This window comes from Paenibacillus sp. YSY-4.3 (genome assembly GCF_054767475.1).
The window spans coordinates 20,609-35,802 of the sequence record NZ_BAABMC010000014.1 but is presented as its reverse complement, the minus strand read 5'-3'; the positions used below and the strand labels follow the sequence as shown (position 1 = coordinate 35,802).

General features: G+C 52.4%; 13 protein-coding genes. All 13 read right to left on the bottom strand.

All coding sequences use genetic code 11. From position 1 onward, the window contains the following. Window positions 1–12 precede the first annotated feature (12 nt). The 13 genes from yabQ to glmU all read right to left on the bottom strand — a co-directional run bounded on the left by yabQ (window position 13) and on the right by glmU (window position 15,159). On the bottom strand, window positions 13–588 hold the full coding sequence (gene yabQ, locus ACYUJT_RS24400; protein ID WP_460327318.1) for a spore cortex biosynthesis protein YabQ: 576 nt from the start codon (window positions 586–588) through the stop codon (window positions 13–15). Continuing rightward, the gene (yabP, locus tag ACYUJT_RS24395; RefSeq protein ID WP_460327316.1) at window positions 585–866 is read right to left on the bottom strand and encodes a sporulation protein YabP; all 282 of its coding nucleotides are present in this window, start codon (window positions 864–866) and stop codon (window positions 585–587) included. The genes yabQ and yabP overlap by 4 nt, the downstream gene beginning before the upstream one ends. A gap of 117 nt (window positions 867–983) precedes the next feature. Continuing rightward, on the bottom strand, window positions 984–1,256 hold the full coding sequence (locus tag ACYUJT_RS24390; RefSeq protein ID WP_460327313.1) for an RNA-binding S4 domain-containing protein: 273 nt from the start codon (window positions 1,254–1,256) through the stop codon (window positions 984–986). Further along, entirely contained in the window at window positions 1,256–1,528 is a 273-nt protein-coding gene (locus ACYUJT_RS24385; protein ID WP_155613555.1) for an HU family DNA-binding protein, read from the bottom strand. Before ACYUJT_RS24385 ends, ACYUJT_RS24390 begins: the two co-directional genes overlap by 1 nt. 181 nt (window positions 1,529–1,709) lie before the next feature. Beyond that, window positions 1,710–3,212, bottom strand: coding sequence for a bifunctional methyltransferase/pyrophosphohydrolase YabN (gene yabN / locus ACYUJT_RS24380; RefSeq protein ID WP_460327311.1), 1,503 nt, complete (start codon window positions 3,210–3,212; stop codon window positions 1,710–1,712). 297 nt (window positions 3,213–3,509) lie between these two features. Further along, complete coding sequence (locus ACYUJT_RS24375; protein WP_460327309.1) at window positions 3,510–5,195, bottom strand: polysaccharide biosynthesis protein; 1,686 nt, start codon at window positions 5,193–5,195, stop codon at window positions 3,510–3,512. Window positions 5,196–5,434: 239 nt separating this feature from the next. Beyond that, a complete protein-coding gene (spoVT, locus tag ACYUJT_RS24370) occupies window positions 5,435–5,977 on the bottom strand; it encodes a stage V sporulation protein T (RefSeq protein ID WP_055105393.1) in 543 nt (180 codons plus the stop codon). 354 nt (window positions 5,978–6,331) lie between these two features. After that, on the bottom strand, window positions 6,332–7,477 hold the full coding sequence (locus ACYUJT_RS24365; RefSeq protein ID WP_460327305.1) for a peptidylprolyl isomerase: 1,146 nt from the start codon (window positions 7,475–7,477) through the stop codon (window positions 6,332–6,334). Further along, a complete protein-coding gene (gene mfd / locus ACYUJT_RS24360; protein ID WP_460327302.1) occupies window positions 7,464–10,988 on the bottom strand; it encodes a transcription-repair coupling factor in 3,525 nt (1,174 codons plus the stop codon). The genes ACYUJT_RS24365 and mfd overlap by 14 nt, the downstream gene beginning before the upstream one ends. Window positions 10,989–11,138: 150 nt before the next feature. After that, window positions 11,139–11,369: an anti-sigma-F factor Fin gene (locus ACYUJT_RS24355; RefSeq protein ID WP_460327300.1), complete on the bottom strand. Its 231-nt coding sequence runs from the start codon at window positions 11,367–11,369 to the stop codon at window positions 11,139–11,141. A gap of 102 nt (window positions 11,370–11,471) precedes the next feature. Continuing rightward, window positions 11,472–12,032 carry an aminoacyl-tRNA hydrolase gene (gene pth, locus ACYUJT_RS24350; RefSeq protein WP_460327297.1) on the bottom strand — a complete coding sequence of 187 codons (561 nt, stop codon included), beginning with the start codon at window positions 12,030–12,032 and terminating at the stop codon, window positions 11,472–11,474. A gap of 575 nt (window positions 12,033–12,607) precedes the next feature. Beyond that, entirely contained in the window at window positions 12,608–13,561 is a 954-nt protein-coding gene (locus tag ACYUJT_RS24345) for a ribose-phosphate diphosphokinase (protein ID WP_379398052.1), read from the bottom strand. A 197-nt stretch (window positions 13,562–13,758) separates the two neighbouring features. Then, window positions 13,759–15,159 (bottom strand): bifunctional UDP-N-acetylglucosamine diphosphorylase/glucosamine-1-phosphate N-acetyltransferase GlmU, encoded by a 1,401-nt coding sequence (gene glmU, locus ACYUJT_RS24340; protein ID WP_460327294.1) that lies wholly within the window; start codon window positions 15,157–15,159, stop codon window positions 13,759–13,761. Window positions 15,160–15,194: the final 35 nt, after the last annotated feature.

Here is a 15,194-nt window from a genome sequence, read left to right as displayed (position 1 = left end):
GGGCACCTCCTTCTAACCTTCTTTTTTGCCGAACCAACGCTTCCATATCGCTGCTATACGATCGCGAACCAATACCGCCAAATCTGCGATTCGGAGCTTCCTGATCAGCGGCCTTACGGCCCAGACGAGCAACTTCCAAAGCGGAAGCAGCGTGATTCGCCCCATAAACAGCAATATGACCCAAACAAAGCCTAGTAACAGCTTAATTCCTTTTAATAACCATATTATCGGTGCGATAATGAAAATACTGAATATCCGGACCGATACGAGGTAAACCTTTTTAACTATCCTCATTAACATTACCACAAAACGCGTCGTTATAACACTTAGGAACAAAAAATAAATCCAAACGCCTATAAATAATCCCAAAAAAACATAGAAACGCAGTTCTCCCTGGTTACTATGATACAGCATGCGGAATACGAATAACGAGGCTGCGACCCAGTACATCAAATCCAGGGCATGTACACTCCACCTGGGGAAGCGGAGTTGCCCCGATACGACACGGTAGCTGTCAAAAGCGATGCCCAATATCCCCCCGGATACAGCCATCCATAAGAGCGTCGCCCATTGAACCTCCAGATTCATCGGAACAGCTTGCCGAGCAGCCCTTTGCCGCTGGATTGGGAGCCGGGATCAATGTAGGACAGGGAATTGACAAGGCCCTCGATGCTGACGAGTCCCTGCTCCAAATTCAAATTTTTGATATGTAAATTCTGGCCGCGAATCGTTAAATGACCCAGCTCCGTCTGAAGCAGGAATTCCTCGCTATCGAAGCTCTCTACATTTAGCACGCCTGTAATTTCAAGCAGCTTGCGCTGGAATAATCGAACTTCCTGATGCTTTCCCTTATTGAGTTCCACCATGGCATGTACCCCTCCTTCTAAAAATAGCTTATGGAGGGAACTATCGGTTTAGAACTGCTAAAAAACGAAAACGGCGCCATGGCGGCGCCGTTATTTGTTCGTTATCATCCTAATTGTTCATAGAAAGTTGTCCTTCGGAATTGGCTCTTCCTTCACCAGCGTATACAGCGTGGAAGCCTCATCCTTGCGTGTAGTCTCCGCCAGTCGTTCGACTCGTACGGTTACCAGCTTCTGGCCAAACTGAATCGTTATTTCGTCCCCAACCTTTACGGAGGTGCTCGGCTTGGACTCACGCCCGTTGATGAGAACCCGCCCCTGATCGGAGACGTCCTTGGCCACTGTACGCCGCTTGATCAACCGCGACACTTTCAGGAACTTATCAAGACGCATTATTTTACAGCTTCTTTAAGTTTGTTGCCCGCTTTGAAAGCTGGAACGTTGGATGCGGGAATTTCGATTGTTTTACCCGTTTGCGGGTTGCGGCCTGTACGACCGGAGCGTTTACGAGTCTCGAATGTACCAAAGCCAATCAGTTGAACTTTGTCTCCGCTTGCGAGAGCGTCAGTAATTTCGCCAAGAAAACCGTTCAATACAGACTCAACGTCTTTTTTAGTCAAGCCGCTTTTGCTGGAAATGTTGTTGATCAGATCTGTTTTGTTCATCAATAATGCCTCCCAATAGTTAAAGAAATGATGAAATACGGCAGCACAATGGAGTGAAATCTCCGATAAGTCGCCATACCTTTGTAAGAGTATTCTTGCTTAATTCTAAAAATCCTGCCCGAAATCGATAATTTTTTTGTTTTTTTCCCAAAAAGCACCGCTATTTAGACAAATTGACCATTTAAGACTGTCGTTCGAGCTCTTTGGCTTCATCCCAGTACTTGTCCATTTCCGCAAGGGAACTCGTGGCCGGTGTCTTTCCCGCTTCTTTCAGCCTCTGCTCGACATGCTGAAAGCGGCGGACGAATTTGCGGATCGTCAAGGACAGCGCCTCTTCCGGATCAGCCCCGATGAATCGCGCGGCATTGACGACAGAGAAGAGCACGTCGCCCAGCTCCAGCACCTGTGCCTCGGCAGCCTCGCCCTGCTGAACCGAAGCTTTAAGCTCGGCAAGCTCCTCCTCGATTTTGCCCCAAACTCCGGAGATGTCCTCCCAGTCGAAGCCGGCCTTAGCAGCCTTCTTCTGAATTTTATAAGCCTTCATCAATGCTGGCAAGTCCCGAGGCACGCCGCTGAGCGCGGATTGCTCCTCCGGCTGTATCCCCTTGCTGCGCTTCTCTTCCGCCTTCATGGCTTCCCAGTTGCTAAGCGCAGCATCCGCATCCTCGGCATTCAACTCGCCGAAGACGTGAGGATGGCGGTAGATCAGCTTCTCATTCAAAGCCTGAACTACATCATAGGCTGTAAAGATTCCCGTCTCTTCCTCCATTTGCGAGTGAAGCATCACCTGCAGGAGTAAATCACCGAGTTCCTCACGCATATGATCGGGATCATCGTCGTCGATCGTCTCCAGTACCTCATACGTTTCCTCGATCAGATTCTTGCGGATGGAGCGATGGGTCTGCTCCCTGTCCCACGGACAGCCTTCCGGGCTCCGCAGAATCGCGACGATTTCATGCAGCCGCTCAAAGCTTCTGTTGCGCAGCTGCTCGTCTCGGCTTGCCGGAATGTAGATTAGCGATAAATTGCCGTACCCGGTCACATGATCGAGCTCATGCAGCGGAACACGCAGGATCTGCTCCTGGCCTTCCACACCGAGGGCATGACAGGCGACCACTTCATGGTCATCGGGGTACATCTCCATCAGGCCAAGTTTAACATCGGATGCTGTAAAGGTATCATATACCTGGCCAATCAATGTATGCATGCGCGGATCAAGCTTCACTGCGCCTACATCCGATGCGTCGAGCAGCGCAAAACCCTCGATCGGGTCAAAGCCTAACCGGACGAAAGCCTGATCCAGAAAGCTCTCTCCGCTCCGTACCTCTAGCTGAATGCCTTCCTTCGGACAGCGTCGCCGCAAAATTTGCACGGTCGCTTCGGCCACCATCGGGTGGCCCGGAACCGCATATAGAATGACCCCGCTGTCATCAGCACTCTGAGCCCTGGCCACCAGCCTATCCGCGATCTCCTCGTAGACGGACGGAAAATCCTCGTGCTCCTCGTAAACCGAGTCAAAGGATTCGAACCGGATGTCCTCTTCCGATTCAAGCCAGGCTACGACGGGATGATCTATCGTGCGGACGTAGCGCTCCGTCGCTGACTTCAACTGTTTTATGATTCCTAGCGTCAATTGATCCGGATCCCCCGATCCGAGGCCAACCACTATGATCGCTCTGCTCATATCGCTATCGTCACACTCCTGTTCTAGCATCATGTCCTATACTATAACGCGATTTACGGGGATGGAGCAAGCGGTCCGGCGGCGAGACGCGCAGCGGTACCGTGATCACGGCGGCTCCATGGCAAGCTGAACTCCGTGGCGGTCACCCTAGAAGCCAGGGTGTAGAGCCGAGGAGCAATAGCGGATGCCAAAGCAGGCGTGGACGGCGAGCAGGTGCAGGCGCGAATGGCCTATGGCCCGCTTAGCGGCACAGACGCGGGCTGCCAGCGCGGGCGACGAGCTGGTGTAACGCAGCCGCTAGCGCACAAGCCGCAGACGGCGCAGCGCCGCCACCAGCCGCGGCGAAACGCGCGGCAACGCCGCGAGCTCGGCGGCGCTCAGCAGCCCGGTGCGCAGCACGGCTGCCGCGAACACGGCGGCGCCCACGGCCACGCCGAGCAGGCTCTCGGCGAGCGCCGCCATGCGCCCGCCGCCAAGCGGCAGCGCGCCCGCGCCCAGGCGCACGAGCAGCACGGCGCCCGCCATGGCGAGCACGGCCGCCGCAGGGCGCAGCAGCTGCACCAGCGCTGCGCTGGCGCCTCGCCGGGCGCGACCGGTGCGCCGGGCAAGCAGCGCCAGGTTGAGCGCTGCTGCAGCGCCGTAGGCGGCGATGCCGGCGAGGGCGGCGCCCGTGATGCCGAGCGGCGGCACGAGCAGCGCGTTCAGCGCGGTCTTGAGCGCCGCGGCGGCGAGCAGGTGCAGCGCGGGCGCGCGCACGTAGCCGAGTCCCTGCAGCAGCGCCGCGCTAACGGTGACGAGTGCGCCGGGGGCCGCCGTCCAGGCGATCCACGCCAGCGTCGCGCTGCCGATGTCGTCCTCGTACAGCATCACATTGACCGGTCGTGCCAGCAATGCAAGGCCGGCCGATGCGGCCAGGCCAATCAGCCAAAACCAGCGCAACGCCAGCGTCGTCTGCCGCTGAATTCCCTCCGGATCATTCTTCATTCGCAGCTCCGTAAGCGCTGGAATGAACATAACCGACAGCGAGGAAGCCAGCATCGTTACCAACTGAACGAGCGGGACTCCCCGATTGTATATGCCCACCTCCACCATCGCCTGCAGTTCATCCGCTCCCCTGCCTTGCAGCAGTCTCGGGAGCGTAAAGGTATCCACCAGACTGATGAGCGGAACAGCAAGCGCCGCAAGGCAGACGGGAATCGCATAAGCCAGCATGGCCGCAAGGAGCTTCGTTCCCTTCTCTTCGCCAACGCCTTTCGCCCGGCTGGGCATATCCAAATTCGAAGCGGCGCTAATCTTCCGCTCGGCTGTCATGCTCTCCCTTTGCCCGTAACCGCGGCGCCAGTATACAAGCACAACAAGAAGTCCTGCCGTTCCGCCGGCGGCTGATCCAGCAAAAGCTCCGCCTGCAATAACATCATCAGCGGCGCCAAGGCTCGTCCAATACATGAGCAGCACAATCATTACCGTTACGCGTACCGTTTGTTCCGTCACTTGGGATACCGCCGTCGGCACCATTTCCTGCAGCCCCTGGAAATAACCGCGAAGTGCAGCGCTCAGCGGGATGAACAGCAGTGCCGGAGCCGCATTGCGAAGCGCTGGCACCAGCTGGCTGCTGCCAATGGCGCGCGACAGCAGCGGCGCTCCGAAATACAGCATAGCGAAGCCCGCCACCCCCAGCAGCCCCATGATCAGGCTGGCCATTCGCAGAACAGACCGTTTGCCGTCCTCTGCACCCAGCACCTGGCGCTCCGCGATGAATTTGGAGACCGCCGCCGGAAAACCAGCCGTGGCAAGCGTAACGATCATCATATAAAACGGATAGACGGTATTGTAAATGCCGAATACCCCGTCTCCTCCGATATTTTGCAGCGGAATCTTCTGCAGCGTTCCCAGCAGCTTGGTCACTATGGCAGCGATCGCAAGGACAGCCGCCCCCTTTAGCAGCTTGGATGGCCGGGGTTCGGTTAATTCATCTTTTATCATAGGCACCCTACTTTAATGTTCAAAATATGCATCAGGTACCATTATAAGACGATTTCGCCCCCCGTTAAAGCAATGGCGCGGCATACGCTCGACCGGCCACCATTATCGAGCCTAACACCGCACGTTATAAGCGCTGCCTAGTACGCCCTATGAGCATGTTTCAACAAACAAACTCCCGCATGCCAAAACGGCGCTTAACCGTTTCGCGCAGCGGGAGATCGTCAGCTTTCAAGACGAGGTTACTGCTCCATTTGTTTGCCGAGAAATCCTGCAGCCGTCTCAGCCATTTTCGACTCCAGCTCCGACATTTTTACGGATTCATCCTTATTCATCAACACCACTGTACCGATCGGGTCGCCGCCCGAAATGATCGGAGCGATAACAAAAGAGGAAATATTCTCAGGATGATCCTTATTAATTTCATAACTTCCCGTGTTCGTCTCAAGCAGAATTTTACGCCCGTCCATGCTGCTTTCCAGCAATGAACTGATTTGCTTGTCCAGATACTCCTTCTTGGAGGCCCCGGCTACCGCGATCAGTGTATCCCGGTCTGAAATGAGGGTAATATGGCCTGTGCTCTCATACAAAGACTCGGCGTATTCCTTGGCGAAATCGCCTAACTCGCCGATCGGAGAATACTTCTTCAGAATCACTTCACCATCACGATCCACGAAAATTTCGAGCGGGTCCCCTTCGCGAATCCGCAGTGTGCGGCGGATTTCCTTAGGGATAACCACCCGTCCAAGATCATCAATACGTCGTACAATTCCAGTAGCTTTCATATCACATGTTGCCCCGCTTTCTTAAGAAGTTTTGACTACTGTCTGATAAATATTCCTTGCCCTTTAGTACGTTTCATTGCAAGAGTCCGCGATTGCAGACGCTTTGCACTACCTTGCTCAACGCAAGATTAGCTGGCGATTTGTGTATATGATAAAGGGATCTCGGCTTCTGTGATTCTGACCATAGTATTCATCCCTTTCCAGCACCTTATTCATTCGTTTTGTCCTTGAAATCCGCTTTACTCCCCAATTGGGAAAAGAAAGCAGCGCGAAATGATTCGCGCTGCCGCCTGAATGGTGAATAGGAAAAAACACACGGTTCTCTCCCTTATTTACAAAAGAAAACTGAATACCCTACTTCGTATTGCCTGCATTTCCGTCGGTTTTCTCGCTGTTGTTCGCTCCAGTATTTCCGCTGTTGCCAGATTCCTTGCTTGTTCCTTCCGAATCTGTGCCTGCGTTACCTTCGCTCGCTGGTGGCGTTGCAGCATTGTTGTCAGTTTCTGTGTTGTTATCCACCTTAGGCAGGTCGATCTTCTTGATGATCTTGTCCAAATCCTTGTCCATGAACTCGTCCAGCTTATTAGAGCCGACCAAGTTCTTGATCATGTCTTTCTCCTCTGCAGTCAAATCCTCGTACTTCTTCTCAGTACGCGATTCTACCCGCATGATATGGTATCCATAATCCGTCTCTACGGGCTCACTGATTTCGTTGATCTTCAGCGTCCGAGCTTTCTCCTGGAACTGCGGCACCCATTGCGTTACCAACGCATCCTCATATAAACCGCCGTTATCCTTTGAGCCAGGATCATCGGAATACTCTTTGGCCAGGGTCGCGAAATCTTCCCCTTTATCGAGCTTAGCTTTTACTTCCTTTGCCAGTTTCAAAGCGTCTTCCTTGCTGCGTTCCTTACCCTCCGCATCCGTCAGGCCGATCAGAATATGCCGAACCGTTGCTTTCGTATAATCATCTTTGGTCGCTTCGAATTCCGCCTTGATGTCATCCTCCGTAATACCCGCCGTCTGGCTGGCGACTACCGTGAAAATGCGGACCATGTAGTTCTTCAATTCATCTTCGGTGATCTTTTGAGTATCCAGCATTTGCTTGAATGCCTCATCGCCCATTTGCGTTTTGATCGCTTTGAGCTGATCCTCTGCCGTTTTCTTGCCTTCCTTCTGTGCCTTATCGTCGGCTTTCCCAGACAAATATTCATAAGTTATTGCTTGCTTCACCAAAAATTCCCGAAAATCGTCCAACTCCAGCAGTTGTGCCATTTGAGGCTGAAGTGTTTTCATGATGCGCAGCTCAAGATCGAATTCCTTCTCGGTGATCTCTCCGCCTTCATAGGTGGCTACCACTTTGCCCGAGCTGCCGTTATTTTCAGCTTCTTTGCCTTTATTTTCATCTTTCTTGCCGCATGCCGCTAACATGGAAATCGTTAATACCGCAACCAGCGCGATAAAAATCGTCTTCCAGGAACGTGATTTACTTCGAGACATCTTGTAGTTCCCCTTTCAATTTGAACGAAACCTTCAGGGCTTCAAGGAATTGCTCCAACAAACCCATCAATGCTTTATCGTCCAATTCCTTGGTTTTGATTCGAATCTGCATCGCCGAACCCTGATTAAATTGTACACGCCTTCCGAACAGATTGCCAACTTCCGCAAGCTTGGCTGGAAGGATATCCTTCTCCCGCCCGTCGAGGAACTTGATGACAGCCTCATCACCCCGCCGCGTTATGGATTCAATGCCATAGAGCTTGCCGTACAGCTTCACTCGGGCTACGGATAGTAAATTCTCCACAGCCTCCGGCAATTCACCGAATCGGTCGAGAAGCTCGTCCTCCAGTTCGGCAACGTCTTCGAAAGCAGCGGCCGAAGCTGTTTTTTTGTAAATCTCGATCTTTTGAATACTATCATAAATATAGTCGGATGGTAAATATGCATCGATTCCGAGATCGATGGTCGTATTCCAGGTTGTATCCTCAGGAGACTTTTCGCCCAGCATCTCAACCTTCCGCTTCTGGATTTCTTCAGCCAGCATTTGGGAGTAAAGGTCAAAGCCTACCGACGCGATAAATCCGTGCTGCTCCGCGCCGAGCAGATTTCCCGCCCCTCGTATGGACAAGTCTCTCATCGCGATCTTGAACCCGGAGCCGAGTTCCGTAAATTCCTTGATGGATTGAAGACGCTTCTCCGCCACCTCCGTCAATGATTTGTCCCGCTGATAGGTAAAATAAGCGTAAGCGATCCGGTTGGAGCGGCCGACCCGTCCGCGCAATTGGTAAAGCTGGGATAGACCCATTTTATCGGCATCATGGACGATAAGCGTATTTACGTTCGGAATATCCACCCCGGTCTCGATAATGCTCGTGCTGACCAGTACGTCATATTCGCCGTCCAAGAAATCCAATATAGTCTTCTCGAGCTCCTGCTCGGACATCTGACCATGCCCTACGCCTACTCTGGCTTCGGGAACAAGCATCGATATCTGCGCAGCCATCTCCTGAATACCTTGAACGCGGTTATACAGGTAGTAGATCTGACCTCCCCGCGCCAATTCCCGCTCGATCGACTCGCGAACCAGAGCCTGGCTATGCTCCACGACGTAGGTTTGGACCGGGAACCGGTTCTCCGGCGGTGATTCGATAACCGATAGATCCCGCACGCCTAGCATGGACATATGAAGCGTTCTAGGTATAGGGGTAGCGGTCAGCGTTAAGACGTCGACGTTCGTCTTCAGCTTCTTGAGCTTCTCCTTATGGGTTACGCCAAAACGCTGTTCCTCGTCGACGATAAGCAGTCCCAAATCCTTGAATATCACGTCCTGGGACAGCAGGCGATGCGTCCCGATGACGATATCCACCGTCCCTTGGCGGACACCCTTAATCGTCTCGTTCTGCTCTTTGCGGCTGCGGAAACGGCTTAAGGTCTGTATATTGATCGGATAACCCGAAAATCTTTCGCGGAACGTCTCATAATGCTGTTGCGCCAAGATCGTCGTCGGAACAAGGACAGCTACCTGTTTCCCTTCGATTGCAGACTTGAAGGCGGCCCGGATTGCGACCTCCGTCTTGCCGTAGCCAACGTCTCCACATAACAGCCGGTCCATTGGCCGAGACTGCTCCATATCTTTCTTGATTTCCTCGATCGCCCTGATTTGATCCCGTGTCTCATCGTATGGAAACATCGCTTCGAATTCCTGCTGCTCGGGTGTGTCTTTCTCGAATCCGTAGCCAGGCGATGCCTGACGGTCAGCATACAGCTTGATGAGATCGTCGGCGATATCCTGTACGGAGGAACGGACCTTGTTCTTGACCCTCGTCCATTCGTTTCCGCCCAGCTTGTATACTTTAGGTTCTTTATCCTCGGAGCCTACGTATTTCTGGATCAAATCGATCTGCTCGATCGGCACGGACAGCTTATCCCCGCCGGCATACATAATATGCATGTAGTCCTTATGGATGCCGCCGACTTCCAGTGTGCCGATACCAAGGTATTTCCCGATGCCGTGATTTTGGTGGACCACGTAATCGCCAACTTTAAGCTCCGTATAGCTCTTTATGCGCTCGGCATTATCCATGCTCTTCGTAGTTTTGCGCGCCTTGCGCTGCTTCTTGGAGAACATTTCTCCTTCCGTAATGACGACCAGATGCACCGAAGGCAGCTCGAACCCCGACTGCAGGTTGCCATGCAGCAAGGCAGGCTCATCAATGCCATAATCGAGCAGCACCCGCCGCATCCGTTCGATACGCTCTTCGCCGCCCGCCAGCATGATGACGTTGGCTCCGCTTTTCTTCCAGCGGTCCATCTCCGCCTTGAGCACGTTCATTTGGCCATGGAAGTCCTGCATCGCACGGCTGACGAAGTTGATGATGTTCTGTGGCTGCACATGAGGCACCTGCCTTAGGAACAGCGACAGGAACAACGTCTGGAACGGCCGACGGTAAAGAACCTGATCCCCCTCCATCGCGAGCGGCAGATCAGGCAGGCTTTTGCCGTTTTGGAACAGATGCAGGTGCCACTCCGCTTCATCCCGCTCCAGCTGTTTAGCCGTTTCCAGCAGCCGGGCCGGTTCGTCAAGTATCAGCAAGGCATCTTCTGCCATAAAGTCATACAGTGTCTTACTCTCAGGATATATCAGCGAGATATATTTATAATTTTCTGGAAAATACACCTGCTCCCGCAGCAGCTCAATTTCCCTGGAAATTTCCTCTTTCAATCTTTGTTTGGCCTGACGGTCAGTCATTTTCTCCAACTGCTGCTCCAGTCGTTCCGCTACGAGCTGGGCGGCCTTAACCAAACGTTCCTTGGAGGCGATCAGTTCCTTGCATGGAGGAATCGATACATGCTTCACCTGATCGATGGAACGTTGATCCGCCGGATCGAACGTACGGATCGAGTCGATTTCATCGTCGAACAACTCAATCCGGTAAGCGAGTTCCGCAGTCAGCGGATAGAAATCGATGATTCCCCCGCGTATGCTCATCTCTCCCCGCGATTCTACCCGTTCAACCCTTTCGTAGCCAAGCTCGACCATTTTACTTAAAAAATGATCCAACTGCAGCGTACCGCCAAGCGTTATGTCCAGATGCGCGGCAGCCATCGTCTCCGGCGACGGAATAAATCTGCGAATGCCGGAATAAGGCACCACGACAACGCCCCGGAATCCTTGGGAGCATTTCAGCAGTACCTCGATGCGCTGCGCCAGCGTCTCAGGGCTCGATACCGCCGATTCCGCCGCAACAAGCTCGTTGGCCGGATACAGCAGCACTTCCTCGGCCGATAGCGCTTCCTGCAAATCTTCTGCAATTTTCTGAGCTGCGAACATATTATGGGTCACGACGAGAAGGGGACGGCCGGTTTCCTTGTACATTGCGGCCAGCATAATTTGTTTAGACGATCCGGATAAACCGGAAATCAATTGTTCTTTCATTCCTGAATTTACGCCTGCTATGGCAGCCGAAAAATCCGGATCTTTCGAAAAAGCTTGTATAAGTGCTTGTAGCAAGTGAGGCACCTCTCTTAAAATACTTACTAAAAATCTATATCTGCCCGAGTCACGACCCGTGAGCCCGAAGCAAAAAGGAGCCTCAGCAACCGTGCCAAGGCTCTATTCAATCTCCATCGATGTATACCTGCGCTGTTTGTTCCCGCTGGGTCATTGCAGCGGGCTGTTGAGCAGTGTCAGCTCCGGATGATTCGATAGCGCTTCTGCGCAATAATCGCACGTTACGCGAACCGTCATATCGCCGCTCGAATCATACGCTATTATATCTCTCCGCTCATCGGGGGTCAAGAAATGGAAGCCGAGCTGCGCTTCGGATACGCCGGCGGATTCAATCCGGCCAATTTGGGCGCGGCAATGTCTGCATACATAGTTTATTGCCATCTATATGCCTCCTGAAAGATCATTATACCTTCAGTATGCCCCGAATCGACATCGTTTAGCCCTTATTCCCAGCGTTCGCTAATGGATCTATCGATTTGTCAATCAGCGGTTGAATTTAGCCATCGTTTGCTCAAAGGTATGATCCAGGCTGAATTCCAGCGCATCGCATGCTTCCTGAATGGATTGCTCCAGCAGAGGCTTCTCCTTCTTTGCAAAAGAAGACAAGACATAATCGACGATCGCATATCCCGGCTCAGGCCTGGAGATCCCCATTCGAATCCGGTTGAACGTCTGCGTCCCCGTATGCTGGATGATCGACTTGATCCCGTTGTGACCACCAGCGCTTCCTTGGTAACGAAGGCGGTTCCGGCCTATCTCCGTGTCCAGGTCGTCATAAACAACGATCATGTCCTCCAGGCTGACTTTATAGTAATCCATGAAGGCCCGAACCGCTTCCCCGGACAAATTCATGTATGTCATCGGTTTAATAAGCGCTACCTTCTTCCCGCCGATGATACCGTCCCCTACCAAGGCTTTGCATTTACTTTGGCGGATATCGATACCGTGCCTATTGGCTAGCTCGTCCAGCGCCATGAATCCGATGTTATGTCTTGTTTTCTCATATTGGGCTCCCGGATTGCCGAGGCCTACGATCCATTTCATGAGGTATGGTATGCTCCTTTCGTTGGTCTCAACCCTCCCAAACCCTCCCTTACCGTAAGGGAGGGCCCCCAGGGCTTGGCAGCCCTCGGGACTCCTGCAAATTTGGGGAACGTTGGAGATGTAGAGGCGCTCCTGCCCGCTGTCCCCTTCGGGGATGCGCTCTACTTTCGGTGCGTGGAACGCTTTTCCCCCTTCGGGTACGTCTTACTTTTGGTGCACCCGGGCAACCTGGAAACATGCTGCGGAATGGGGCTGGGCTCGGCGCTCCCGGGTAGCCATTGTGCTCTGATCCGCTTGCCGCCCTGACGGGCCCGCTCTACGTCCCTGCTCCTGCAAGGGAGGTGACTGCAACTTCGTGCTGTGTATGCGTGACTTCCTGCTTAGAGACGCTCTCCCTTCGGGATACGCTTGCTTCTTGATCTTCTTCGTGCTGTTTATGCGTAACTCCCTGCCGGGAGACGCTCTCCCTTCGGGATTCGCTTTACTTCATCGGTATCTCTATATAAACGTAAATACGCCGATAAGGGTTACATCTTCCACATAGAAAGATGTAACCCCCGAATAACAAGGAATCCTTATTCGATTTCGAACAGTTTGCTGATGGAGAGCTCTTCGTGAACGCGAATGATCGCTTCTCCCATCAGTGGAGCGACAGACAACACTTTAAGCTTGCTCGTTGGATTCGGATGCGTAATTGGAATCGTATCAGTAACCACAACTTCCTTCAGCGGAGAGTTTTCCAGACGTTCCATCGCCGGACCAGACAACACAGGATGCGTACAGCAAGCGTAGACCTCTTCAACGCCGCCTTCCTTCAAGGCATTGGCGCCAAGAACGATCGTGCCGGCAGTATCGATGATATCATCCACAAGGATGGCAGTCTTGCCCTCAATGTTACCGATGATGTTCATCACTTCACTGACATTCGGCTCTGGACGGCGCTTGTCGATAATCGCAAGCGGCGCATTCAGGAAATCCGCCAATTTCCGGGCACGTACAACACCGCCATGGTCTGGGGACACGACGACCGGATTCGGAATTTGCTTGGAACGGAAATATTGGGCCAGAATGGGTACTCCGAGCATGTGATCAACCGGAATATCGAAGAAGCCCTGGATCTGCATAGCATGCAAATCCATTGTAATCACACGGTGTGCGCCTGCCTTCTCAATCAAGTTAGCCACGAGCTTCGCTGTAATCGGGTCACGGGAGCGGGCCTTCCGGTCCTGACGTGCATAGCCGTAATACGGGATAACCACGTTAATGCTCTTGGCTGAAGCCCGTTTCAAAGCATCCACCATAACAAGTAGCTCCATCAAATTATCGTTGACCGGCGCGCAAGTGGATTGCACGATGTACACGTGGCAACCGCGAACGCTTTCGGACAGCTTCACCTGGATTTCTCCATCGCTGAAGCTCGTCGTATCCGAATCACCCATAGGAATGCCGATATAATCAGCGATTTGATGCGCCAGTTTGGGATTAGAGTTGCAGGTGAATATCTTCAGTTTAGAATCACAATAAGTCATAAAATAAAAACCCTCCGTGCTGTTATCGATAGTTCTAATCGATCTGGTCATTAAAATGGTTACTGCGTCTAACATCCATTGCCGTTGTTGTCATGCCTTTACTGTCTTTAATCAGATTCCTCGGCTTATACTTTTGAACGCATACTTCTATATTACACTATCTTGCCATAACATTACTAATAGAGTGTGAATGGAAATTAAGTTTGCTTCTCTTTATCACGCTTCGCCTTGGCTCTGCCACGGAGTTTGTCGGCGTATCCCGCCTTATTCTCCTGCCGGTTTCTGGCGATGGCCAGATCATTATCCGGAACGGAATGGGTAATGGTGGAGCCTGCAACGACGTAAGCGCCTTTGCCGATCTTCACCGGTGCGATCAAATTGACATTGCTGCCTACGAACGCATCATCCTCAATTTCGGTAATAGACTTATTATAACCATCATAGTTGACGGTTATCGCACCGCAACCAATATTTACATTCTTGCCTACTTTGGCATCGCCGATGTAGCTCAAATGCGACACCTTAGAGCCTTCGTCAATCGAAGCGTTCTTGATCTCCACGAAATCCCCGACTTTGACATGCGCTCCAAGCTTAGCTCCAGGACGCAAATAAGCGAAAGGTCCAACGGTAGCCTCGCTACCTACTTCGGCATCCATGAGTACCGAATGCTTAACCTTCGCCCCATTATGGATCTGACAATTATTTATTTCAGTCCCTGGCCCGATCACGCAGTCCTCGCCAATGACCGTATTGCCCGCTATCGAAGTTCCCGGATAAAGGATCGTATCCGAACCGATTTGCACGTCCGCTCCGATATACGTCGATTGAGGGTCGATAATGGTGACCCCGTTCAACATATGCTTCCGGTTAATTCTCTCCCGCATAAACTGCTCTGCTTCGGAAAGGGCCAACCGGTCGTTGACTCCGATCGATTCCGCATAGTCCTCAGTCATGTAGCCTTCAACAATTTCCCCGGAATTCACAAGAATGCCAATGACATCCGTAAGATAATATTCCTGCTGGGCATTGTTATTCGTAACTTTGCCGAGAGCTTCAAACAACTTCGCATTATCAAAACAATAAGTTCCTGTGTTGAATTCCTGCACTGCATCTTCTTCCGGAGAACAATCCTTCTGTTCTACGATCCGCACAACAGAACCATTCTCCCCCCGGATAATCCGTCCATACCCCTGGGGACGTTCCGTCCAGGCTGACAGCACGGTAGCCGCCGCCCCGCTCTTCGTATGCAAATCGATGAGCTCCTCCAGCGTCTCCGGCTTCACAAGCGGGGTATCTCCGCAGATCACGATGGTAATTCCTTCTTCATCCTTGAACAGCGGCTCTGCTTGTCTTACAGCATGACCCGTGCCGAGCTGCTGCTCCTGCAACGCGTATTCTGCTGATGTTCCGAGATAAGACTTCACTACTTCTGCACCGTGGCCTACCACCACAACACTTCGTTCACAATTGATTTGCTTCACCGTGTCGAGAACATGTCCGACCATCGGTTTGCCGCAAACGGGATGGAGCACTTTATAAAGCTTGGACTTCATGCGCTTCCCTTGTCCTGCAGCAAGAATAATCGCTAATCTTTTCAAGGCCCCGGCCTCCTTCTCTTGAACTCATTACTGAA